This is a genomic window from Vibrio sp. 2092 (assembly GCF_033339635.1).
Taxonomy (GTDB): Bacteria; Pseudomonadota; Gammaproteobacteria; order Enterobacterales; family Vibrionaceae; genus Vibrio; species Vibrio alginolyticus.
Genome location: NZ_JAWOUY010000006.1, coordinates 1 through 20,640 on the forward strand (window position 1 = coordinate 1; position 20,640 = coordinate 20,640).

Sequence of the window (20,640 nt, forward strand, 5' to 3'; positions counted from 1 at the left end):
TTAAAATACAAAACGCCCGATGAAGTACATCGAGCGTTTTAGTTAAAAAGTGTCAACCCATATCAGGACGGGTCATTTATCTCGCTAGCGGCACTTAGTCTAAGTTTTCTAAGCCCCATTTATATAACGCATTCTTCTTCAAGTTATGTATTTCTGCCACCAAAGCAGCTGCTTTTTTCAAAGGCAGCTCTTTGGTCAAAATGCCTAACGTGCGTAAAGCATCTTCAGGTAGTGAGTCGTCTGTTGTTTCACGATGGCCATGTACCAACAATACCATTTCACCACGCTGTTGGTTATCGTCACTTTTCACCCATTCAATCAGCTCACCTAACGGCATGCCTTGAATGGTTTCAAAGGTTTTTGTTAGCTCTCTTGCCAACACAACTTCTCTATCTGGGCCAAGAACGTCTAACATGTCTTGTAGAGAGTCTAAAATACGGTGCGGTGACTCGTAAAAAATACACGTACGCTCTACCGAAGCAATCTCTAGGAATTTATCCTTACGACCTTTGCTTTTCGGTGGTAAAAAACCTTCGAAGCTAAAGCGATCCGATGGCAAGCCAGAGGCACTTAACGCCGTAATGACCGCACAAGCACCTGGAAGAGGCACAACTCTAACGCCCGCTTGACGACATTTTGTCACCAAATGGTATCCTGGGTCGCTGATAAGTGGCGTACCAGCGTCAGAAACTAATGCGATAGACTGACCGGAAAGCAGCTTTTCTACCAAAACTTGTGCTTTTTGCTGCTCATTGTGGTCGTGTAGAGCAAAAGTTTTGGTTTGAATATTGAAGTGAGACAGTAATTTGCCCGTATGTCGAGTATCCTCAGCGGCAATGATGTCCACAGTCGACAGAATTTCGATAGCACGTTGGGTGATATCCGCTAAATTTCCGATTGGAGTCGGTACGATATAGAGAGTTGGCCCCTCATTCGGCAACTTATTTTTATCTGTCATTTGTTTACCATCACTTCAACGATTAATATAGAGACAATTTTGTACAAAATTATAGAGAACTCACGGCAATGATTAACCATAAGAGACTCAGTGTACCACGCATACTTACTCCTGTTGCACTAGCAATTACGCTCGCCGCCTGTTCTTCAGGTCCAAGACAGCCTGATGGCGTTGATGTAACACTTGAGCCTACTCAGTCTGTTCAGAACTATATGATCCAAGCTGATAGCACGGAAGGCAGTTTACAAAATGACTGGTTGATCATGGCAACCAAAGCCGCGATTCAAGCAAACCAGTTTGATCAAGCAGAAATGTTGATCAAGCGCCTGGCTCGTCAACAGTTAACCGAAGTTCAGCAAGCAGAGTGGCAACTAGCGCGTGCGACCATACAGCAAAAACAGGGTAATTACTCTCAGTTGCTGCAATTGTTGAATTTTAAACCTTGGTGGAAGTTGCCAAATGAGCAATGGAAAGACTATTACTTGATGCGTGCCGACGCTTATCAAGGTCTTAACCAAGCGTTTGAGGCAAACCGCCAACTGGTTGCATTTGGCCAATATGCATCGTCCGCGGAGCAGAGAGAGATTTCTAGCCGTATTTGGATGAACTTTGGCAGCTATTCCGAGTACGAACTGACCTCATTAGAAACAGAGCCAAATGAAGATGTTTTGGATGGTTGGCTACAACTCGCTATTTATGCGAAAACGTTGTCGGGCAACTTATCTCAACTAAAAAATACCCTAGAACGCTGGTTAAACGAGAACCCATCGCACCCAGCCGCTATCTACACACCAGAAGAGATTCAAAACATTCTCTCTCTAGACATCGTTAAACCAAACAACACCGCTTTGTTACTGCCGCTTACTGGTAAATTCTCGCCACAAGCGCAATTAATTCGTGATGGTTTTGTGTTTGCGATGATGAATGATCGTAACCGTGATCCAAGCGCTACCCTCACGGTAATAGACACTAATGCGTATAACGCCGACCAAATTAAACAACGTTTGATCAATGAAAACATCGACTTTGTTGTTGGTCCCCTAGAAAAAGAAAACGTTGAGCTATTGCACACAACCATGGATGGCTCAGAAAATGGTCCTACGATTCCAGCCCTTGCGCTAAATATTCCCGAAGATGTGCAACCAGATAGCAATATTTGCTACTTGGCATTATCACCAGAACAAGAAGCCGCACAAGCAGCGAAACACTTGTTCAGCGAAGGCTATAACTTCCCTCTGATCCTGGCACCAAAGGGCAGCTTTGGTGAGCGCGTAACTGAAGCGTTCAACAAAGAATGGCGCAAGTACAGCTCTAATAAAGTCGCAGCAAGTTATTTTGGCGACAAGCGCCAACTTCAAAAAGACATCAATGAAGTATTTGGTCTGCAAGAAAGCAAACAACGTATTGCTCAGATGCAATCACTAATGCGTATCAAGCTTGAAACACAGCCACGTAGCCGTCGTGATGTCGATGCGGTTTATATTGTTGCTAGAAGCACGGAACTGACTTTGATCAAGCCATTTATTGAGGTAGCGATTAACCCAGACGCCAAAGCTCCTCAAATTTTCTCTAGCTCGCGTAGCAACAGTGGCGGCGCGACTTACGAAGATCTAACAGGCATCATCTACAGCGATATCCCATTACTGATTGACCCAGACCCTAGCGTGACCGCTGAAATGAACGAGTTGTGGTCAGAGCAATCTAACATGGAAAAACGTTTGAAAGCACTGGGTATGGATGCGTATAAATTGATTGGGGAGCTGCCACAAATGAAGGTCGTTCCGGGCTACTCAGTTGGCGGCCAAACCGGTATTTTAAGTATCGACAATAATTGTGTTGTACAGCGTGAGCTAAGCTGGGCTGAGCGTGGGGCTCTTTAGCAAGCGCCAAATCGGAAATCAATATGAAGCTCTGGCGAAGCAATATTTACAACGCCAGGGCTTAAACTTTATTGAACAAAATTTTCTGACTAAGGTCGGTGAGATTGATTTAATCTTCCAACAAGGTGAAACTATTGTGTTTGTTGAAGTCAAATACCGTAAGAACAATCACTTTGGCTCGGCAGCAGAAATGGTGACGCACGCTAAAATGCGCAAGCTAGTCAAAACCGCACAAGTTTGGCTTAGCCAACAAAAGCGCTTAAAACACAATATCGATTATCGATTTGATGTCATCGCCATTCATGATAATGGGCGAGATATCAACTGGATAGAAAACGCAATCTCTGAAGGATAAGCGATGCTAGACAGCATTAAAGACAGCTTTACAGAAAGTATTCAAATTCAAATCGCAGCAGCAGAGGCGCTGCCTGATGCCATTACTCATGCAGCTCAAGCGATGGTGTCGAGCCTGCTTAATGGCAATAAAATTTTATGTTGTGGTAATGGCGGCAGTGCTTCAAACGCTCAACAATTTGTTTCTTGTCTTTTAAACCGTTTTGAAACTGAGCGCCCTAGCCTACCAGCAATGGCCTTAACCGCCGATAATACTACCCTAACCGCAGTGGCCAACGATTACCACTACCAGGAAATCTTCTCAAAACAGGTACGAGCGTTTGGTCAACCAGGCGACATTTTGCTTGCCATGTCGACTAGCGGTAACAGTAAAAATATTATCAAAGCGATGGAAGCAGCCGTAACTCGAGACATGACGATTATCGCGCTAACAGGAAAAGATGGCGGAGAGATGGCAGGACTGCTCGGTGAGAACGACGTCGAAATTCGTATTCCATCACACCGCACTGCACGTATTCACGAAGTACATATGGTAACACTCCATTGCCTTTGTGATCTTATTGACCAGGTGCTTTTCCCTGCTCACGAAGAGTAACCAAGACTGAGAGTCAGAATTATGATACGTAGCCTTGTTATCTTATTAACAGCATTGAGTTTAAGTGGTTGCGCAGGTTTGTTTATCGCAGGTGCAGCAACCACAGCGAATATTGTCACGGACACACGCACGACAAAACAAATCTGGCAGGACAATAACATTGAATTCGAAGTTGCGGCGATCGGCAATAAAGCACCGTTTAAAGGTGAAGTACGTGTCGTTGCCAGTTCATATAATGGGACTGTAGTCCTTATGGGACAAGCTCCGACACAAGACCTTATCCTTGCTTTAGAGCGAAGAGCTAGGGAAGTTAGTGGTGTAAAAGTCATACACAATCAAATCAAACAAAAAGAGCCACTCACTGTTACCCAGATTAGCAATGACAGCTGGATCACAACCAAAGTAAAGTCAGCTTTACTTACTGATTCTGAGCTTAATGGTGTTAAGGTTAAAGTGATCACCGAAGATGGCGATGTTTTTCTGTTTGGTTATGTCACACCAGAACAAGGCGATCGAGCGACAGAAATCGCACGTAATATCTCAGGCGTAAAACAAGTCATTAAAGGGTTCCAATACGGCGAAATGGAGCCTGTTGAAGTGGACTTACCGAGTGACGGTGTACAAACAATAGAAAGTGAGGCAAGCACAGAAAGTGAAGAGAACGTCGAAGTCTTTACGATTAGTGAGTAATTTCCAAAGTCTGGCTTGAAATCATCTTCAACAAGTTAAAAAGAAAAAAGCAGCGTTACGCTGCTTTTTTATTATTTAATCACTCTTAAGCTTGGTTTGCCTTTTGGTCGAGGAGCATCGTCCTCTTCGGCATCTGAATCAGAAACTAACTCAGAAGGCTCATCGCTAACCGTTGTGAACGATGGGGATGATTCTTCCTCGGTCATCGCTTCTTCTTCGATGTGAGTGTACGCTTCTTCTGGTTCAAACATAGTACCAGCACCATTCTCACGTGCATAAATAGCTTGAACAGCATACACAGGCACAATCACTGAGTGCGGACGACCGCTAAAGCGAGCATGGAAGGTAATCGCATCATTACCTAACTCAAGATTACCCACTGCACGTGGCGCAATATTCAAAATAATTTGACCATCTTGAATAAATTCAACTGGGACACGCACCCTTGGCATTGTTGCATCCACAACCAAGTGAGGAGTCAAGTCATTGTCTACTAACCAGTCGTAAAATGCGCGAAGCATATACGGGCGGCGAGCAGTCATTTTTGCAATATCCATAACGTGTTTTAAATCGCTTAGCGAACTAGGCGCATTTCACGTTCAGCTTCAGTCAAAGAAGCAAGGAACGAATCACGTTCAAATACGCGGTTCATGTATACCTTGATTTCTTTTGAACCAGGGCCAACAAGATCGATACCAAGTTGAGGCAAACGCCACAATAGTGGAGCTAGGTAACAATCGATCAAGCTGAATTCTTCGCTCATGAAGTACTCATATTCAGCAAAAATTGGCGCTAACGTCAGAAGATCATTACGCAGCTTTGTGCGTGCTTTTTCTGATTCTTCCGCATTACCTTTCATCACTTTTTCAGCGAGTGAATACCAGTTGCGTTCGATACGGTACATCATCAAGCGGCTGTTGCCACGAGCAACAGGGTAAACCGGCATTAGAGGTGGATGAGGGAAGCGCTCGTCCAAGTACTCCATGATGATTTTTGAATCGTAAAGAGCTAGCTCACGGTCAACAAGAGTTGGCACTGATTTATATGGGTTTAGCTCAACAAGCTCAGCAGGAAGGTTTGCTTCGTCAACAAGCTCTACTTCAACACTTACGCCTTTTTCAGCTAGTACAATGCGAACCTGATGGCTATACAAATCTGATGCACTTGAGAAAAGAGTCATCACAGAACGTTTATTGGCAGCTACAGCCATGGAGCCCTCCAGTACACTTACAAATAAAAACAATGGAGGCTAAGCCTCCATTGTACATCAATTAAAATTGGGAATTAGCACGGTATTTTAGCACAATTAATGCACATCGCGCCAATACTCTTTCTTGAGCATCACAACAACGATGGTTAGAAGCACTAAGAAGCCCATTACCCACCAGCCTAAAGCATGACGCTCAAGCTGCACTGGGTCACCTGAATAAACTAAGAAGTTAACGAGATCGCCAACCGCTTTGTCATATTCGCCTTCACTCAGCTCACCCGTGCCATCGGTTTCAGTACCAACAACAACTTGTACTTCTTCGCCATCTACGATTTTCGTATCGTAAATCGGCGTCGGGATGCCCTGTAGCTCTTCAAGCACATGCGGCATACCAACACTCGGGAAGACGATGTTGTTCACGCCGAATGGACGAGATGGATCAACATAGAAAGAGCGTAAGTAAGTGTATAACCAATCAGCACCACGAACTCGTGCAACCAACGTAAGATCTGGTGGTGGAGCACCAAACCAGTTTGCCGCTTGCTTCGGTGGCATAGCATTGACCATTAGATCACCGATTTTCGCTTCAGGATTGAAAATCAGGTTTTCTTTCATTAAGTCTGTTGGAATTTCCAAGTCTGTTGCTACACGCTCGTAACGCTGGTATTGCGTAGAGTGACAAGCAAAACAGTAGTTCATGAACAACTTCGCGCCGTTTTGTAGCGAAGCTTTATCCGTAAGGTCAACATTCGCTTTATCCAGCGGAACATTGGCCCCAGCTGCCATCGCTAGTGATGGCAACATAGCAAATAGAATTACAATCCACTTCTTCATTTGAATGTCACCCTCTCTGGTAATGGTTTGGTTGCTTCATTTTTGCTGTAGAAGAACAGCAACACAAAGAACATGAAGTAACACAAGCTAAAGATCTGAGATAGTAGTGTGTACGTTGGTGTTGCAGGTAACGCACCTAAAATACCCAGAGCGATAAAGGCGATAGTGAACTGTACAATATTCAATAGATGAAGTTTGCTACGGTAACGGTATGAACGAACTTTACAACGATCCAACCAAGGTAGAACAAACAGCACTGCAATTGACGCACCCATTAGGATAACACCTAATAGTTTGTCTGGAACCGCACGTAGGATTGCGTAGAACGGCGTGAAGTACCATACCGGAGCAATATGCTCTGGTGTCTTCAATGGGTTTGCAGCTTCAAAGTTAGGCGGCTCAAGGAAGTACCCACCCATTTCTGGGTTAAAGAACAGCACGTAACAGAAGAAGAACAAGAAACCAGCAACACCGACCAAGTCCTTAACCGTGCCGTACGGATGGAAAGGAATCGAATCAATGATGTCATATTTCTTCGTGTAGTAATCGTGGAACTTGAATTGCGTTTTGTAATCGTCGCCCATTGAGCCTTTTGGCAGCTTAGTTTCGATACCATCCGGGTTGTTTGAGCCTACTTCGTGCAGCGCCAATACGTGCAGAACAACAAGAAGAAGCAAAACAATAGGCAGGGCAATAACGTGTAGTGCGAAGAAACGGTTTAGCGTTGCACCAGAGATGATGTAGTCACCACGAATCCAAAGCGTTAGGTCATCACCGATAACAGGAATAGCACCAAACAGGGAAATGATTACCTGTGCACCCCAGTATGACATCTGACCCCATGGAAGTAGGTAACCCATGAACGCTTCAGCCATGAGAACAAGAAAGATCAACATACCGAAGATCCACAATAGTTCACGAGGTTTTTGGTATGAACCGTAGATCAAACCACGGAACATGTGAAGATACACAACAACGAAAAACGCTGACGCGCCAGTGGAATGCATGTAACGCAGAAGCCAACCGTACTCTACATCACGCATAATGTATTCGATAGACGCAAATGCACCGTCACCTGAAGGAACATAGTTCATCGTTAGCCAAATACCCGTTAGGATTTGGTTAACAAGAACCAGCATCGCCAGAGAACCGAAAAGGTACCAAAAGTTGAAGTTCTTAGGCATTGGGTATTCAGACAAATGCTTTTTATAAGCATTCATTGCAGGAATACGCTTTTCAACCCAATCTAACATTGCTTGCATTATGCATCTCCCTCATCAACACCCACAATGAGCTTGGTATCGCTCAAATACATGTGCTTAGGAACGACAAGGTTCAACGGAGCAGGCACTCCTTGGAACACTCGACCAGCCATGTCGAACTTAGAACCATGACAAGGACAGAAGAAGCCAGATCTTACGCCCTGCACCTGCTCTGAGAAAGAGTCAGGTAGATAGGTTGGTGAACAACCTAAGTGGGTACAGAAACCAACTGCGACGAAAAACTCTTCCTTAATCGAACGAAACTCATTCTGAGCGTACTCAGGCTGCTGCTCCATTTCAGATTGTGGATCGCGAAGCTTATCACCGATCGATTTTAAGTTATCCAGAACGCTTTGAGTGCGGCGAACAATCCATACAGGTTTTCCCTGCCACTCAACACGAACCAGCTGACCTGGTTCAATTTTACTTATATCCACTTCCACCGGTGCGCCCGCCGCTTTGGCTTTAGCACTCGGATTCCATGATTTGATAAAAGGCACGGCGACGGCGACTGCCCCTAACCCACCAACAACTGCCGTTGTAGCGGTTAGAAAACGCCTGCGACCGTTATTTAAAGGCGCGTTGCTCATCCAAACATTCTCCCATTTGCTCCCTTTGGATCGTTATTATTCCGCTTATAAGAGCATGGCTAACAAATAATGAATTTAGTTCTATTTATTGGAGGGAAATGATAAAGAAAACCCTACTTTTTGACAAGATAAAGCTACCTTTTTGTAACATTTGTGAGGCAAATCGCTCGCGTCGTCACAAAAGCGGCAGAATTATAAAAAATTGATGTGATTTGTAACAAGAAAGCACCACATAGAAGCCCCGCTGAAAGCAGATAAAACCTTTTATCTTGGTAGTTTTCAGTTAATTACACAGAGAAATATTTCGTATTACGCGTTCAGCTTACTGTGTTTATATTTTCAATTTTGTAGCACGCAGAATGCTCAAAAAGGAGCGTAAGTCATTTTAAAACATGTTACAGGAAGAATAAGATACAAAGACATTCTTGCTGATGAATACATCTATGCTGCATCGCAAGAGAAAGCGTGGTGAGTCGCGATTAAATAAGGCACAGATATAAAACGGCACTGGCAACCTTTCGACGAAGAGGACGAATAAGAAGGCCTGCTCGGAGTGTGATGATAAGTGAAGGCTGTTCGTTGCTTTAAATACAAAAAAGCCCGGCATAGAGCCGAGCTTTTGGTACACAGTTTCCAGAGTAACTCTGAAAAGCATAATTCCCGATAAGAGGAAATTAACGCTTAGAGAACTGTGGACGACGACGTGCTTTACGTAGACCAACTTTCTTACGTTCAACGCAACGAGCGTCACGAGTAACGTAGCCAGCTGCGCGTAGAGCAGGACGTAGAGACTCATCGTATTCCATAAGCGCGCGAGTGATACCGTGACGGATAGCACCAGCTTGACCAGAAATACCGCCGCCTTTAACTGTTACGTAAAGGTCTAGCTTTTCAGTTAGTTCAACTAGCTCTAGAGGTTGTTGTACAACCATACGTGCTGTTGGACGACCGAAGTATTCGTCAAGGTTACGCTTGTTTACTACAATGTTACCGCTGCCTGGTTTAATGAAAACACGTGCAGCTGAGCTTTTGCGACGGCCAGTGCCGTAGTATTGATTCTCTGCCATTTTCGAAATCCCCAATTAGATGTCTAGTACTTGTGGTTGTTGAGCAACATGGTTGTGCTCAGCGCCCGCGTAAACTTTTAGCTTACGGTACATAGCACGGCCTAGAGGACCACGTGGAAGCATGCCTTTAACTGCAAGCTCAAGAGCCATCTCAGGTTTACGATCGATCAACTTTTCAAAAGTGATAGATTTTAGACCACCTGGGAATTCAGAGTGACGGTAGTACACTTTGTTCTTAGCTTTGTTACCAGTTACAGCAACTTTCTCAGCGTTGATAACGATGATGTAATCACCAGTGTCAACGTGAGGAGTGTATTCAGCTTTATGTTTGCCACGTAGGCGAGATGCAATTTCACTTGCTAGACGGCCAAGAGTTTTACCTTCAGCGTCTACAACGTACCAGTCGCGTTTTACAGTTTCTGGTTTAGCAACGAAAGTTTTCATGCTAACAATAACCCGTTAATTAAATTTTAAACTTTAAAGGAACACCCAATAGTGCTCCCACACTGTCTAAGAGCCCAGTCATCACCCCTTCGAGTCGTTGGTACTCTCGACCTTCAATTTCGAAATAACTTCGATAATCAGGTCTGCAGTAACGGTGGGTCGCAGGATTATAGAGAAGAGCGAAGAAAAAATCACCTTTTTTTGCGCCAAATCACTAATTTTTTCTTCACTTTTTTAAGAACCCATTGGATCTAGGCCAAATGTTCACGCGCGAGATACTCATGACTTTGCATCTCAGTAAGCCGAGACAAACAGCGCTTAAATTCGAACTCTAACTGCCCGTCAGTATATAAGTCGGCCATTGGCACTTCAGCAGAAATAATCAACTTAACATTGCGCTCGTAAAACTCATCGACCAGCGCGATAAAGCGTCTCGCCGCATCATCTATTTTTCGGTTCATTTGTTGAACATCTGCCAGTAATACCGTGTGGTAAATACGAGACAATTCAATGTAGTCATTTTGACTGCGAGCAGTTTGACACAACTGAGCAAACGACGCATGCAGCACCCCGTCGCTTGCTTCAATCACCGCTAGTTGACGGTGGTTAACTTCGATTTGATGAGCAACAAACTGACGCTCTCCAGTCAGCTGCTGATAATATTTGTTAAGGTTTATGCTAGCCTGCTCATCAAGCGGGTAATGGTATATTTCAGCCTGTTCTAACGTTCTTAAGCGATAATCAACGCCACTATCGACATTCAACACTTCACAACGTGCCAAAATCATATCGATCGCGGGCAAAAAGCGCGCTCTTTGCAAACCGTTACGATATAAGTTCTGCGGCTCAATGTTTGAAGTCGCGACTAGGATCATCTGCCGCTTGAACATTTCTTGAAGTAGCGTTGCAAGGATCATCGCATCAGTAATGTCGGAAACAAAAAATTCATCAAAGCAAACCACATCGGCTTCTTCTTTAAATTTATCCGCCACTTTTGATAGCGGATTTTCGACATCACCTAACAGCTTCAACTCATCATGTACTCGATACATAAATCGATGGAAGTGGACGCGCATTTTTCTTTGGGTCGGTAAAGCATCAAAAAATGCATCCATAAGGTAGGTTTTACCGCGACCTACCCCACCCCAAAAGTAAAGACCTTTTGGTGGTTCAGGCTTGTCGATTTTTTTCCCCATTAGCTTTTGCCATTTGGAAAGCTGAGGAACAGGCGCTGACTGAAACTCAACGATAGCATGGTAAAGCTTGTCTAATGCAACGACCGCTTGATACTGAGCTTCATCACGCTGAAACCCGTGTTCTGCTATGTCTTTTTGATATTGTTGTAGTGGTGTCATCGTATTAAGTCGTATAGAGGTATAGAGAAAAGGGTTACCTCGGGGTCAACTTTGAGAATAGAGAGAAGTAGTTATCAGTCCCCGAAGACATACTGCTATTTTTCTTTATCGGCTGTTCAAGCCATAGTAACATGGACGAGCACCGCGTGTAACTAAGTAGTAAAAGACTTGTTAAAACAACTATAAGGAGCAGTTATGCCTTGGATTTATGCCATTGTGGGTTTGCTGGTCGGTACAATCGTAGGCGTAGTCATTAGTAGACTAACCACCCCTGAATACAAGAAACAAAAGTCTGTGCAGAAAGAACTTGAAGCGGCCAAGTTTGAATTAGAGCAACAACGTCAAGAGCTCGTCGATCACTTTGCACAAACCGCAGAAATGTTGGACACCCTAGGTAAAGATTACACCAAGCTATACCAACATATGGCCAAGACCTCTTCTGAGCTTTTGCCAAACTTACCAGAACAAGACAACCCGTTTGATAAGAAAACGGCAATGTCGTCTGAAACCATTGCAGAAGATCAACCAGAGTTTAACGAACAACCAAAAGACTACGCTAATGGCGCCACCGGTCTTTTGAAGGATCAAGAGAAAGAAATCATTAATGCTCCCGAAGCGGTAACCGCAAAAGCATCATAATCCTCTCTTACTTCTATCTAGGGCCGATACATTTGTATCGGCCCTTTTTTGAACTTTTTCCCCTCACCTTCGCTCTAACTTGGGTGTGCACTGCCTCCCCTTTTGATTGTCCGAACTAGACCCTATATTAGTTATTAACAAAGTGAACTAACCGTTCGGATATTTCTTTTTGGCAGACATGTTTCAAGAGGAGTTATTGGATGAAAAAACCACTGCTTGCGCTCACCGTTCTATCTCTGAGTTTGGGTTCGATTATTGCCCCAGTTCAAGCCACTGCCGCATTACCTTTGAATGTGGATGGCCAACAGTTACCTAGCTTGGCACCAATGCTTGAGAAGGTGACCCCAGCTGTTGTGAGTATTGCTGTAGAAGGTAAACAAGTACAAACCAGCCGCATTCCCGAGCAATTTCAATTTTTCTTTGGCCCAGACTTTCCTATGGAACAAAGGCGAGAGCGCCCGTTCAGAGGTTTAGGGTCTGGTGTCATTATTGATGCGAAGAAAGGCCATATTGTCACTAACTACCACGTGATCAAGGGGGCAGATGAGATTCGAGTTCGCCTCTTTGACGGGCGCGAGTATGACGCTACGCTCGTTGGCGGTGATGAAATGGCCGATGTTGCGTTACTTAAATTAGAGAAAGCGAAAAACTTAACGCAGATTAAAGTCGCGGATTCCGACAAACTGCGTGTCGGTGACTTTACGGTTGCGATTGGTAACCCATTTGGACTCGGTCAAACTGTGACTTCGGGTATTGTTTCAGCCCTTGGTCGTAGTGGCTTAAACGTTGAAAACTTCGAAAACTTCATCCAAACCGATGCCGCAATTAACAGCGGTAACTCTGGTGGTGCATTGGTCAACCTTAATGGTGAGCTGATCGGTATTAATACTGCGATTTTAGGCCCTAACGGCGGTAATGTGGGTATTGGCTTTGCGATTCCATCAAACATGATGAAAAACCTCACTGATCAAATTCTAGAGTTTGGTGAAGTCAAACGCGGCATGTTGGGTGTGCAAGGTGGCGAAGTAACCTCTGAGCTAGCTGATGCATTGGGTTACGAGTCAAGTAAAGGGGCCTTTATTGGTCAAGTCGTACCGGACAGCGCAGCCGATAAAGCAGGGTTAAAAGCCGGTGACGTAATTGTATCGGTGAACGGCAAAGCGATTAATACTTTCTCAGAGCTCCGCGCAAAAGTGGCAACACTGGGCGCAGGTAAAGAAATCACATTAGGTGTGGTTCGAGATGGTAAGAATAAAACCTTTGATGTAACGCTTGGCGAATCTACGAATATGAAAGCTAAAGCGGAGACATTACATGAGGGACTCAAAGGTGCGGAGTTAAGCAATACAACACCAAGTGATGTAATCCAAGGTGTTAAAGTATCGAGCGTTGCAGATAACTCTCCAGCGGCTCAATATCAATTACAACAAGGTGACATTATTATCGGTGTGAACCGTCAACGAGTGAAAAACCTTGCCGAGCTTCGTACAATCGTAGAGAAACACAAAGGTGTACTGGCTCTTAATATTCAACGTGGTGAACGTACTATTTATCTTGTCATTCGTTAACCACTTTCAAAGTGATAGAAAATAAGGTTTTCGATGCATAATGCTGAGTGATAAGGCTCGATCACTTTTCCTTATCGCTCAATAACTAATGAAAAGGGCAGCGCGATGACGTGCTGCCCTTTTGTTATTTTTCAATGTAATGCTATTCTTCATCTTCGATGCCATTTTGGCGCTCACGCATGGAGAGGATATGCTCAGCTTTTTATTACGTTCTGTCTTTTTAGGCTTGGCTACTGCCGCAGTGGTATTACTGGCGGTTCCATCTTTGCGCAACAACGTAATTCCTGCCGCGCTTGATCCTCAACCTGTTAATATCGCATCAGTCGAGTTGACGTTTAATCAAGCGGTCCGAAGAGCAGCGCCTGCAGTGGTAAACATCTACAGTCGTAAGTATGTTGAGAATGATCGCAGTAAACTCTCGACTCAAGGCCTGGGGTCAGGTGTCATTGTTAGTGAGAAAGGCTACATCATTACTAACTATCATGTGGTTGCTCAAGCTGATCAAATTGTTGTGGCATTACAAGACGGCAGAGCCGCAGCGGCTCAGCTCGTAGGGACAGACAAACGTACTGATATAGCCGTGCTGCGTGTCGAAGGTTCGAATTTGCCCGTAATCCCTCTGAACTCTAATTACAAACCACAAGTGGGCGACGTAGTACTAGCCATCGGTAACCCATACAACCTTGGACAAACCACAACGTTCGGCATTATTTCTGCTACAGGTCGTTCATCTATTAGCGACGGTCGTCAAGCATTCATTCAAACCGATGCCGCCATCAATGAAGGTAACTCTGGTGGAGCCCTAGTGAACACACAAGGCGAGCTCGTCGGCATTAACACCGCCTCTTTTCAGCAAGCGACAGACTTAGAAACTTACGGTATTTCTTTTGCGATCCCTGCGCCGCTAGCGAGTAAGATCATGCAGAAAATCATCGCTGATGGCCGCGTGATTCGTGGTTATATTGGAATCGACGGCCAAGACATTAATGCGGTCACTGCTCGCCTACTTGGAAATGAACACATAGGTGGTATTGTCGTACTTGGTATTGATCCAAATGGTCCAGCCAATGCGGCAGGCTTCCAAAAGCAGGACATCATTATCAGCATTGATGGCAATAAAGTGCAAGGGCGTCAGAGCGTTATGGATATCGTCACCGATTTACGTCCTGGCACCACCGTGGACGTCGGTATCATTCGCAAAGGAAAAGAGATGACCTTGAAAGTCACCATTGCCGAAGACAAGCAAGAAGCATAAAAAATCCCAGCCATTGGCTGGGATTTTTATTTGTGCGTTACTCGCTATCGCTCGGTGTTTCCGTCGTATCGGAATCATCTAGCTCAACTTCAATGCGAGTGACTCGCTGCAAACCTCTCGGTAATAACCCACCTCGGCGACCACGTTCGCCACGGAAGTTATCAAGATCAGACGGTTTAAGACCCAACTTTCGCTTACCCGCGTACAGCGTTAACGATGCACCTTTTGGTAAAGACATTAAGTGAGATAGTACTTCTTCTCGCTCTTTTGCTTTAGCAGCAGGAATGTTGATGATCTTATTCCCTTTACCTTTCGCCAGTTGTGGCAAGTCTTTGATTGGGAACAGCAGCATGCGACCTTGGTTAGTGATTGCTAAGATTTCATCAGAGTCTAAATCTTCAATCTCTTTTGGCGTCATTATCTCAGAGTTGGCAGGTAAAGTGACGAGCGCTTTACCACTGCGGTTTTTAGACAGCAAGTCCGCGCCTTTACATACAAAGCCGTAACCTGCATCTGAGCCCACCAGCCACAGCTGATCTTCTTCACTCATGATGACTTGGCGAATACTGCTACCAGCCGTAATATTCAAGCGCCCGGTAATCGGCTCACCTTGACTACGAGCAGAAGGCAGTGAGTGCGATTCCAGAGAGTAACTTCGACCGTCACTACCTAGGAATACCGCAGGCTGATTACTCTTACCTCGAGCATGCGCTAAATACTTATCACCCGACTTATAGTTTAAGCCTTCGGCATCCACGTCATGGCCTTTCGCGTGACGAATCCAACCTTTCTCAGAAAGCACAACCGTGATTGGCTCACTTGGTACGAGGTCACGTTCAGTCAGCGCTTTTGCTTCTGCACGCTCAACCATTGGAGAGCGACGGTCATCACCGTATTTCTCTGCGTCTGCTTTGATTTCTTTTTTCAGTAGTGTGTTCAGACGACGCTCAGAACCGAGTAGCTGTTCTAGCTTCTCACGCTCTTTCTCTAGCTCGTCTTGCTCACCACGGATCTTCATCTCTTCTAGTTTTGCTAGATGACGAAGTTTGGTATCTAAAATTGCATCCGCTTGGATATCGGTAATACCAAAGCGTTCCATCAGCACCGCTTTTGGATCGTCTTCAGTACGGATGATCTCAATCACTTCATCTAGGTTGAGGTAAGCAACCAACAAACCTTCCAAGATGTGTAGACGAGCCATTACTTTGTCTAGGCGGTGTTGTAGACGACGACGCACAGTCGTACGACGGAACTCGATCCACTCAGACAGAATTTGCACCAGACCTTTAACTTGAGGACGGTTATCCAAACCAATCATGTTCAAGTTAACGCGGTAACTGCGCTCAAGATCCGTTGATGCGAACAAGTGGTTCATCAACAAATCACAATCGACGCGGTTTGACTTAGGCACCACAACGATACGCGTTGGGTTCTCGTGATCCGATTCGTCACGAAGATCGTCAACCATTGGCAGCTTCTTCGCACGCATCTGGTTAGCGATTTGCTCAAGCAGTTTGGCACCCGATACTTGGTGAGGCAAAGAAGTGATAACAATATCAGAACCTTCTTTATGCCAAACCGCGCGCATTTTGATGCTGCCACGACCGTTGCGGTAAATCTTCTCGATATCCGCTTGCGGCGAGATAATTTCTGCTTCTGTTGGGTAATCTGGACCTTTGACATACTGCATCACGTCCGGCAGTTCTGCTTTCGGGTTGTCGATCAAATGAATAGTCGCATCTGCGATTTCACGAACGTTGTGCGGTGGGATGTCTGTTGCCATACCAACGGCAATGCCGGTTACACCGTTAAGCAGGATATGAGGCAGACGTGCTGGCAACATTTGTGGCTCTTTCATTGTGCCATCAAAGTTAGGTTGCCATTCAACCGTGCCCTGGCCAAGTTCGCCAAGCAATACTTCAGCAAACTTAGACAGTTTTGCTTCGGTATAACGCATTGCCGCAAATGATTTCGGATCATCTGGCGCACCCCAGTTACCTTGACCATCCACTAATGGATAGCGGTAAGAGAATGGCTGAGCCATCAATACCATCGCTTCGTAACACGCTGAATCACCGTGCGGATGGTATTTACCTAGCACGTCACCAACGGTACGTGCAGATTTTTTGTATTTTGCTGATGCAGAGAGACCAAGCTCTGACATCGCATAAATGATGCGTCGTTGAACCGGCTTTAAGCCATCACCAATGTATGGCAAGGCGCGGTCCATGATTACGTACATCGAGTAGTTCAGATAAGCGTCTTCAGTGAACTTGCGCATTGGCAATTGTTCGACGCCATCGTAGGTAATTTCTGTAGACATCCGTTACACCTCTGCCAAGTCGCCGTTGTTTTGTAGCCAAGAACGACGGTCATCTGCACGCTTTTTACCTAGCAGCATGTCCATCATTTCCATGGTCGCCGTAGAGTCGTCAATGGTTAACTGCACTAAGCGACGCGTGTTCGGATCCATGGTGGTTTCACGCAACTGAAGTGGGTTCATCTCACCCAGACCTTTGAATCGTTGCACGTTGATTTTGGCTTTCTTCTTCGACAAGCGCTCTAAAATGCCATCTTTTTCATCGTCATCGAGGGCGTAGAACACTTCTTTCCCGCAGTCGATTCGATACAGAGGCGGCATCGCCACATAGATATGACCCGCTTCCACTAGTGCGCGGAAGTGACGAGTAAATAGAGCACAAAGCAGCGTTGCGATGTGAAGACCATCCGAGTCCGCATCGGCAAGGATACAGATCTTACCGTAACGAAGACTCTCGAGGTTGTCGCTATCTGGGTCAATACCCAAAGCAACAGAGATATCGTGTACTTCTTGAGACGCAAGAACTTGATCGGCAGAGACTTCCCACGTGTTCAAGATCTTACCACGCAGTGGCATCACAGCTTGGAATTCACGGTCACGTGCCTGTTTTGCCGAGCCACCCGCAGAGTCACCCTCCACAAAGAAGATTTCCGTGCGACTTAAGTCCTGTGCAGAACAGTCGGTCAACTTACCTGGCAGTGCCGGGCCGGACGCTACTTTCTTACGTACGACTTTTTTCGCCGCTCTCATACGACGGTGCGCGTTAGCGATACAGACTTCTGCCAATTGCTCTGCGAGCTGAGGCTTTTCGTTCAACCAAAGACTGAACGCATCTTTTACAACGCCAGAGACAAATGCCGCGGTTTGACGAGAAGACAGACGTTCTTTGGTCTGGCCTGCAAATTGCGGGTCTTGAATCTTAACCGACAGCACGTAAGAACAGCGGTCGAAAACGTCATCACCCGTTAGCTTCACGCCACGAGGTAATAGATTACGGAACTCACAGAATTCGCGCATCGCTTCCAACAAGCCTTGGCGTAAACCATTAACGTGCGTACCACCTTGAGCGGTTGGGATCAGGTTAACGTAGCTTTCGGTGATCATCTCACCGCCTTCTGGCTGCCAAATTACCGCCCAGTTTGCCGCTTCAGTATCCGCCAAGAACTCACCAGTAAATGGTTCTTCAGGAATAACTGGGTAGCCTTTTACGCCTTCCGCAAGATAGTCTTTAAGACCGTCTTCGTAGTACCACTTATAGTCTTTGCCATTAACTTTGTCGGTTAATGTGATTTCTAAGCCCGGACACAAAACCGCTTTTGCGCGCAGGTTGTTGACTAAGCGCGTCACAGAGAAGTTAGCCGAATCGAAGTACTTCGCATCAGGCCAGAAATGCACGCTGGTACCGCGATTGCGACGACCACATGTGCCAGTTACGGTCAGATCAGACACTTTCTCGCCGTGTTCAAATGCAATTTCATACACTTGACCATCACGACGAACTGTTACTTCAACGCGTTTTGACAACGCGTTTACTACAGATATACCTACCCCGTGCAAACCACCAGAGAATTGGTAGTTTTTGTTAGAGAACTTACCACCCGCATGTAGCTTACATAGAATTAGCTCTACGCCTGATACTTTCTCTTCTGGGTGGATATCAACAGGCATGCCTCGACCATCATCGATCACTTCGAGTGATTGGTCAGCATGTAGGATGACTTGTACTTTTGAGGCATGTCCGGCTAGCGCTTCATCGACACTGTTGTCGATAACTTCTTGGCCCAAATGGTTTGGGCGCGCTGTATCCGTATACATCCCTGGTCGGCGACGTACTGGCTCTAAGCCATTCAGTACTTCAATGGCACCAGCATTATATTGTTCAGTCATAATACGGAATTATTCTCAAAGTTTACTTGTTGCCTGAGTATCACCAATGGGCGTACCCATACTCAGGAAACGAAAAAGCCACCCTGTTCACATCACTAAGAGTTTGTAAACATGATGCATAACAAAGTAGCCAGGGTCCTCGACCCTTAAGATCTTTTGGCAAAACATAGTCGGAAAGCATACCGCCCATGTCAAGAAACGGTTGGATATATCAATAAAAACTATGAGCCTTTTCCAATCGCTTTCGAATTACAGTTCTAGAAACTCGATAATCTGTGCAGGATAACGCTCAAAGCCTACAAAACTGTGATCACCGCCTTGTTCTACTGTTTGCTTAGCGTCTGCAAACTTATCTACCGCTTGTCGATAGTCTAAAACCTCATCTTCTGTTTGTTGCAATAACCAAAAAGAATGTGGCGACGCGATGCTTTGTACATCAAGAGCTTTTAACTCGTCAATATGACAAGCTTCAAGTGTATAGGTTTCATGCGTATATGGGTTAGTTTGCTTACCCAAATAATCTACTAGCAACTCATAAGGCTTGACTGCGGGGTTAACCACTACCGCTTTAAACCCAAACTTGTCATTTAGCCACGTTGACATAAAACCGCCTAATGAGCTGCCCACTAGACCAATTTTATAGTCATCTTTATATTGCTCGATAATATCCAACAACATTTTCGCCGCTTGCTGAGGATAACAAGGTAACTGGGGAACAATCACCTTGATATCAGACCTATGTTGCTCGCAGTAGGCTCTCATCACATTCGCTTTCATGGAGAGTGGAGAGCTATTAAAGCCATGGATATAGAGAAGAAGTGAAGGTTTACTCATAGATATCTCGCACAAAAAAGCGAGCCCGAACAGAGAGCTCGGGCGCGTTAGTAGCCGTTAGAAGAGAAGTCTGGTTGGAACTGGCCATCAGGAAGCCGACCTACTTGGGTCGTAATATCGCCACAAGCGTGTAGTTGCAGCTCCCGCCAACCAGGCGAAGTGGTATCAAGGGCAAAATCATCCGAGTTAGGCTTAAACTGAACACAAGTTGAGGGTGTTGCCATCACTCGAATGCCCTTGTGAAGCACATTCATATCTTGATGAACATGGCCACAGAGAATGCCTTTCACGTTATCAAAACGCTCGACAACCTGCCAAAACGCTTCGGCATCTTTTAAAGTATGTTGATCAAGCCACGCGCTTCCCACCAGTAACGGGTGATGATGCAACAAAACAAGTGTGTGTCTTTCTGGGTGTTCGGCTAGCTTTTCTTCGAGTAGCGTTAATTGCTGATCACTCAAGCGCCCATGAGGAACGCCAACCACTTGCGAGTCTAAAAGAATTAACTGCCAATACTCGCCAAGCAATACATGCTCTGCGGCTTTGATTTGTGGCGAAGGCAAAACACTGCCCATATTAGGCTTGTAATCATGATTACCAGGTAGCCAAAAACAGTCTTTCTCTAGCGGTTCAATGCCGTTGGCAAAGCGCTGATAAGATTCTGCACTATGGTCTTGGGAAATATCGCCCGTCGCCAAAATGTAATCAAACGCCACGTTGCGGCGTAAAACATCAGCAACAACAGCATTAAAGCTATCGACTGTTTTTACGCTTAGCAAACTTCCCTCATCGGCAGCAAACAGATGAGTATCCGTAATTTGTAAAAGTTTGATGCTGTCACTAGATGATTGCAAAATGAAAACCTGATTCGTCCACTATATCGATATTTGTTATTTTC

At 45.2% G+C, this 20,640-nt stretch carries 20 protein-coding genes; 7 read left to right on the forward strand and 13 right to left on the reverse strand.

What is annotated here, in order from left to right:
* Nucleotides 1-94: 94 nt before the first annotated feature.
* Nucleotides 95-958, reverse strand: a complete 864-nt coding sequence (gene rsmI / locus R7P80_RS12000; RefSeq protein WP_005372907.1) for a 16S rRNA (cytidine(1402)-2'-O)-methyltransferase — start codon at nt 956-958, stop codon at nt 95-97.
* Between the two features lie 68 nt (nt 959-1,026).
* Between rsmI and R7P80_RS12005 the strand changes: the two genes are divergently transcribed.
* From R7P80_RS12005 to R7P80_RS12020, 4 genes are read left to right on the forward strand one after another with little or no spacing between them, the layout of a single operon-like run.
* A complete protein-coding gene (locus R7P80_RS12005) occupies nt 1,027-2,838 on the forward strand; it encodes a penicillin-binding protein activator (RefSeq protein ID WP_005372905.1) in 1,812 nt (603 codons plus the stop codon).
* Complete coding sequence (locus R7P80_RS12010; protein ID WP_005372903.1) at nt 2,825-3,193, forward strand: YraN family protein; 369 nt, start codon at nt 2,825-2,827, stop codon at nt 3,191-3,193. Before R7P80_RS12005 ends, R7P80_RS12010 begins: the two co-directional genes overlap by 14 nt.
* A 3-nt stretch (nt 3,194-3,196) precedes the next feature.
* Complete coding sequence (locus R7P80_RS12015) at nt 3,197-3,787, forward strand: phosphoheptose isomerase (protein ID WP_005372901.1); 591 nt, start codon at nt 3,197-3,199, stop codon at nt 3,785-3,787.
* A 21-nt stretch (nt 3,788-3,808) separates the two neighbouring features.
* The gene (locus tag R7P80_RS12020) at nt 3,809-4,477 is read left to right on the forward strand and encodes a BON domain-containing protein (protein WP_017633609.1); all 669 of its coding nucleotides are present in this window, start codon (nt 3,809-3,811) and stop codon (nt 4,475-4,477) included.
* Between the two features lie 71 nt (nt 4,478-4,548).
* On the opposite strand, the gene sspB is transcribed toward R7P80_RS12020, so the two are convergent.
* The 8 genes from sspB to zapE all read right to left on the reverse strand — a co-directional run bounded on the left by sspB (nt 4,549) and on the right by zapE (nt 11,239).
* A complete protein-coding gene (sspB, locus tag R7P80_RS12025) occupies nt 4,549-5,034 on the reverse strand; it encodes a ClpXP protease specificity-enhancing factor (RefSeq protein ID WP_213917033.1) in 486 nt (161 codons plus the stop codon).
* A 17-nt stretch (nt 5,035-5,051) separates the two neighbouring features.
* On the reverse strand, nt 5,052-5,687 hold the full coding sequence (gene sspA / locus R7P80_RS12030) for a stringent starvation protein SspA (protein WP_005372897.1): 636 nt from the start codon (nt 5,685-5,687) through the stop codon (nt 5,052-5,054).
* Between the two features lie 96 nt (nt 5,688-5,783).
* Nucleotides 5,784-6,521, reverse strand: a complete 738-nt coding sequence (locus R7P80_RS12035) for a cytochrome c1 (RefSeq protein ID WP_005372881.1) — start codon at nt 6,519-6,521, stop codon at nt 5,784-5,786.
* Nucleotides 6,518-7,783, reverse strand: a complete 1,266-nt coding sequence (locus R7P80_RS12040) for a cytochrome b (protein ID WP_005372880.1) — start codon at nt 7,781-7,783, stop codon at nt 6,518-6,520. The genes R7P80_RS12035 and R7P80_RS12040 overlap by 4 nt, the downstream gene beginning before the upstream one ends.
* Nucleotides 7,783-8,373 carry a ubiquinol-cytochrome c reductase iron-sulfur subunit gene (gene petA / locus R7P80_RS12045; protein WP_005372877.1) on the reverse strand — a complete coding sequence of 197 codons (591 nt, stop codon included), beginning with the start codon at nt 8,371-8,373 and terminating at the stop codon, nt 7,783-7,785. Before petA ends, R7P80_RS12040 begins: the two co-directional genes overlap by 1 nt.
* A 674-nt stretch (nt 8,374-9,047) precedes the next feature.
* The gene (gene rpsI, locus R7P80_RS12050) at nt 9,048-9,440 is read right to left on the reverse strand and encodes a 30S ribosomal protein S9 (RefSeq protein WP_005372876.1); all 393 of its coding nucleotides are present in this window, start codon (nt 9,438-9,440) and stop codon (nt 9,048-9,050) included.
* A 15-nt stretch (nt 9,441-9,455) separates the two neighbouring features.
* Nucleotides 9,456-9,884, reverse strand: coding sequence for a 50S ribosomal protein L13 (gene rplM, locus R7P80_RS12055; RefSeq protein ID WP_005372872.1), 429 nt, complete (start codon nt 9,882-9,884; stop codon nt 9,456-9,458).
* 251 nt (nt 9,885-10,135) lie between these two features.
* Complete coding sequence (gene zapE / locus R7P80_RS12060) at nt 10,136-11,239, reverse strand: cell division protein ZapE (protein ID WP_005387411.1); 1,104 nt, start codon at nt 11,237-11,239, stop codon at nt 10,136-10,138.
* A gap of 195 nt (nt 11,240-11,434) precedes the next feature.
* On the opposite strand from zapE, the gene zapG reads away from it, so the two are divergent.
* From zapG to degS, 3 genes are all read left to right on the forward strand, one after another.
* Nucleotides 11,435-11,878 carry a Z-ring associated protein ZapG gene (gene zapG / locus R7P80_RS12065; protein ID WP_005379861.1) on the forward strand — a complete coding sequence of 148 codons (444 nt, stop codon included), beginning with the start codon at nt 11,435-11,437 and terminating at the stop codon, nt 11,876-11,878.
* Between the two features lie 200 nt (nt 11,879-12,078).
* Complete coding sequence (locus R7P80_RS12070) at nt 12,079-13,446, forward strand: Do family serine endopeptidase (protein WP_025768400.1); 1,368 nt, start codon at nt 12,079-12,081, stop codon at nt 13,444-13,446.
* A gap of 190 nt (nt 13,447-13,636) precedes the next feature.
* Nucleotides 13,637-14,701, forward strand: coding sequence for an outer membrane-stress sensor serine endopeptidase DegS (gene degS, locus R7P80_RS12075; RefSeq protein ID WP_017633606.1), 1,065 nt, complete (start codon nt 13,637-13,639; stop codon nt 14,699-14,701).
* Nucleotides 14,702-14,738: 37 nt separating this feature from the next.
* Here the strand turns inward: degS and parC are convergent, their stop codons facing one another.
* The 4 genes from parC to cpdA form a co-directional block, all read right to left on the reverse strand.
* Nucleotides 14,739-17,024, reverse strand: coding sequence for a DNA topoisomerase IV subunit A (parC, locus tag R7P80_RS12080; protein ID WP_017633605.1), 2,286 nt, complete (start codon nt 17,022-17,024; stop codon nt 14,739-14,741).
* Nucleotides 17,025-17,027: 3 nt separating this feature from the next.
* A complete protein-coding gene (parE, locus tag R7P80_RS12085) occupies nt 17,028-18,908 on the reverse strand; it encodes a DNA topoisomerase IV subunit B (protein ID WP_005387417.1) in 1,881 nt (626 codons plus the stop codon).
* A 249-nt stretch (nt 18,909-19,157) separates the two neighbouring features.
* Nucleotides 19,158-19,742: an esterase YqiA gene (gene yqiA / locus R7P80_RS12090; RefSeq protein WP_005379875.1), complete on the reverse strand. Its 585-nt coding sequence runs from the start codon at nt 19,740-19,742 to the stop codon at nt 19,158-19,160.
* A 47-nt stretch (nt 19,743-19,789) separates the two neighbouring features.
* Entirely contained in the window at nt 19,790-20,596 is an 807-nt protein-coding gene (cpdA, locus tag R7P80_RS12095; RefSeq protein ID WP_047101984.1) for a 3',5'-cyclic-AMP phosphodiesterase, read from the reverse strand.
* Between the last annotated feature and the right edge of the window lie 44 nt (nt 20,597-20,640).

Excerpts from the sequence above, each read along its gene's own strand:
- sspA (WP_005372897.1), bottom strand. The coding sequence starts at position 5,687 with ATGGCTGTAGCTGCCAATAAACGTTCTGTGATGACTCTTTTCTCAAGT.
- yqiA (WP_005379875.1), bottom strand. The coding sequence starts at position 19,742 with ATGAGTAAACCTTCACTTCTTCTCTATATCCATGGCTTTAATAGCTCT.
- R7P80_RS12015 (WP_005372901.1), top strand. The coding sequence starts at position 3,197 with ATGCTAGACAGCATTAAAGACAGCTTTACAGAAAGTATTCAAATTCAA.
- zapG (WP_005379861.1), top strand. The coding sequence starts at position 11,435 with ATGCCTTGGATTTATGCCATTGTGGGTTTGCTGGTCGGTACAATCGTA.
- degS (WP_017633606.1), top strand. The coding sequence starts at position 13,637 with ATGCTCAGCTTTTTATTACGTTCTGTCTTTTTAGGCTTGGCTACTGCC.
- rpsI (WP_005372876.1), bottom strand. The coding sequence starts at position 9,440 with ATGGCAGAGAATCAATACTACGGCACTGGCCGTCGCAAAAGCTCAGCT.
- rplM (WP_005372872.1), bottom strand. The coding sequence starts at position 9,884 with ATGAAAACTTTCGTTGCTAAACCAGAAACTGTAAAACGCGACTGGTAC.
- petA (WP_005372877.1), bottom strand. The coding sequence starts at position 8,373 with ATGAGCAACGCGCCTTTAAATAACGGTCGCAGGCGTTTTCTAACCGCT.
- R7P80_RS12070 (WP_025768400.1), top strand. The coding sequence starts at position 12,079 with ATGAAAAAACCACTGCTTGCGCTCACCGTTCTATCTCTGAGTTTGGGT.
- R7P80_RS12040 (WP_005372880.1), bottom strand. The coding sequence starts at position 7,783 with ATGCAAGCAATGTTAGATTGGGTTGAAAAGCGTATTCCTGCAATGAAT.
- R7P80_RS12020 (WP_017633609.1), top strand. The coding sequence starts at position 3,809 with ATGATACGTAGCCTTGTTATCTTATTAACAGCATTGAGTTTAAGTGGT.
- sspB (WP_213917033.1), bottom strand. The coding sequence starts at position 5,034 with ATGGATATTGCAAAAATGACTGCTCGCCGCCCGTATATGCTTCGCGCA.
- parC (WP_017633605.1), bottom strand. The coding sequence starts at position 17,024 with ATGTCTACAGAAATTACCTACGATGGCGTCGAACAATTGCCAATGCGC.
- R7P80_RS12005 (WP_005372905.1), top strand. The coding sequence starts at position 1,027 with ATGATTAACCATAAGAGACTCAGTGTACCACGCATACTTACTCCTGTT.
- R7P80_RS12035 (WP_005372881.1), bottom strand. The coding sequence starts at position 6,521 with ATGAAGAAGTGGATTGTAATTCTATTTGCTATGTTGCCATCACTAGCG.
- zapE (WP_005387411.1), bottom strand. The coding sequence starts at position 11,239 with ATGACACCACTACAACAATATCAAAAAGACATAGCAGAACACGGGTTT.
- parE (WP_005387417.1), bottom strand. The coding sequence starts at position 18,908 with ATGACTGAACAATATAATGCTGGTGCCATTGAAGTACTGAATGGCTTA.
- rsmI (WP_005372907.1), bottom strand. The coding sequence starts at position 958 with ATGACAGATAAAAATAAGTTGCCGAATGAGGGGCCAACTCTCTATATC.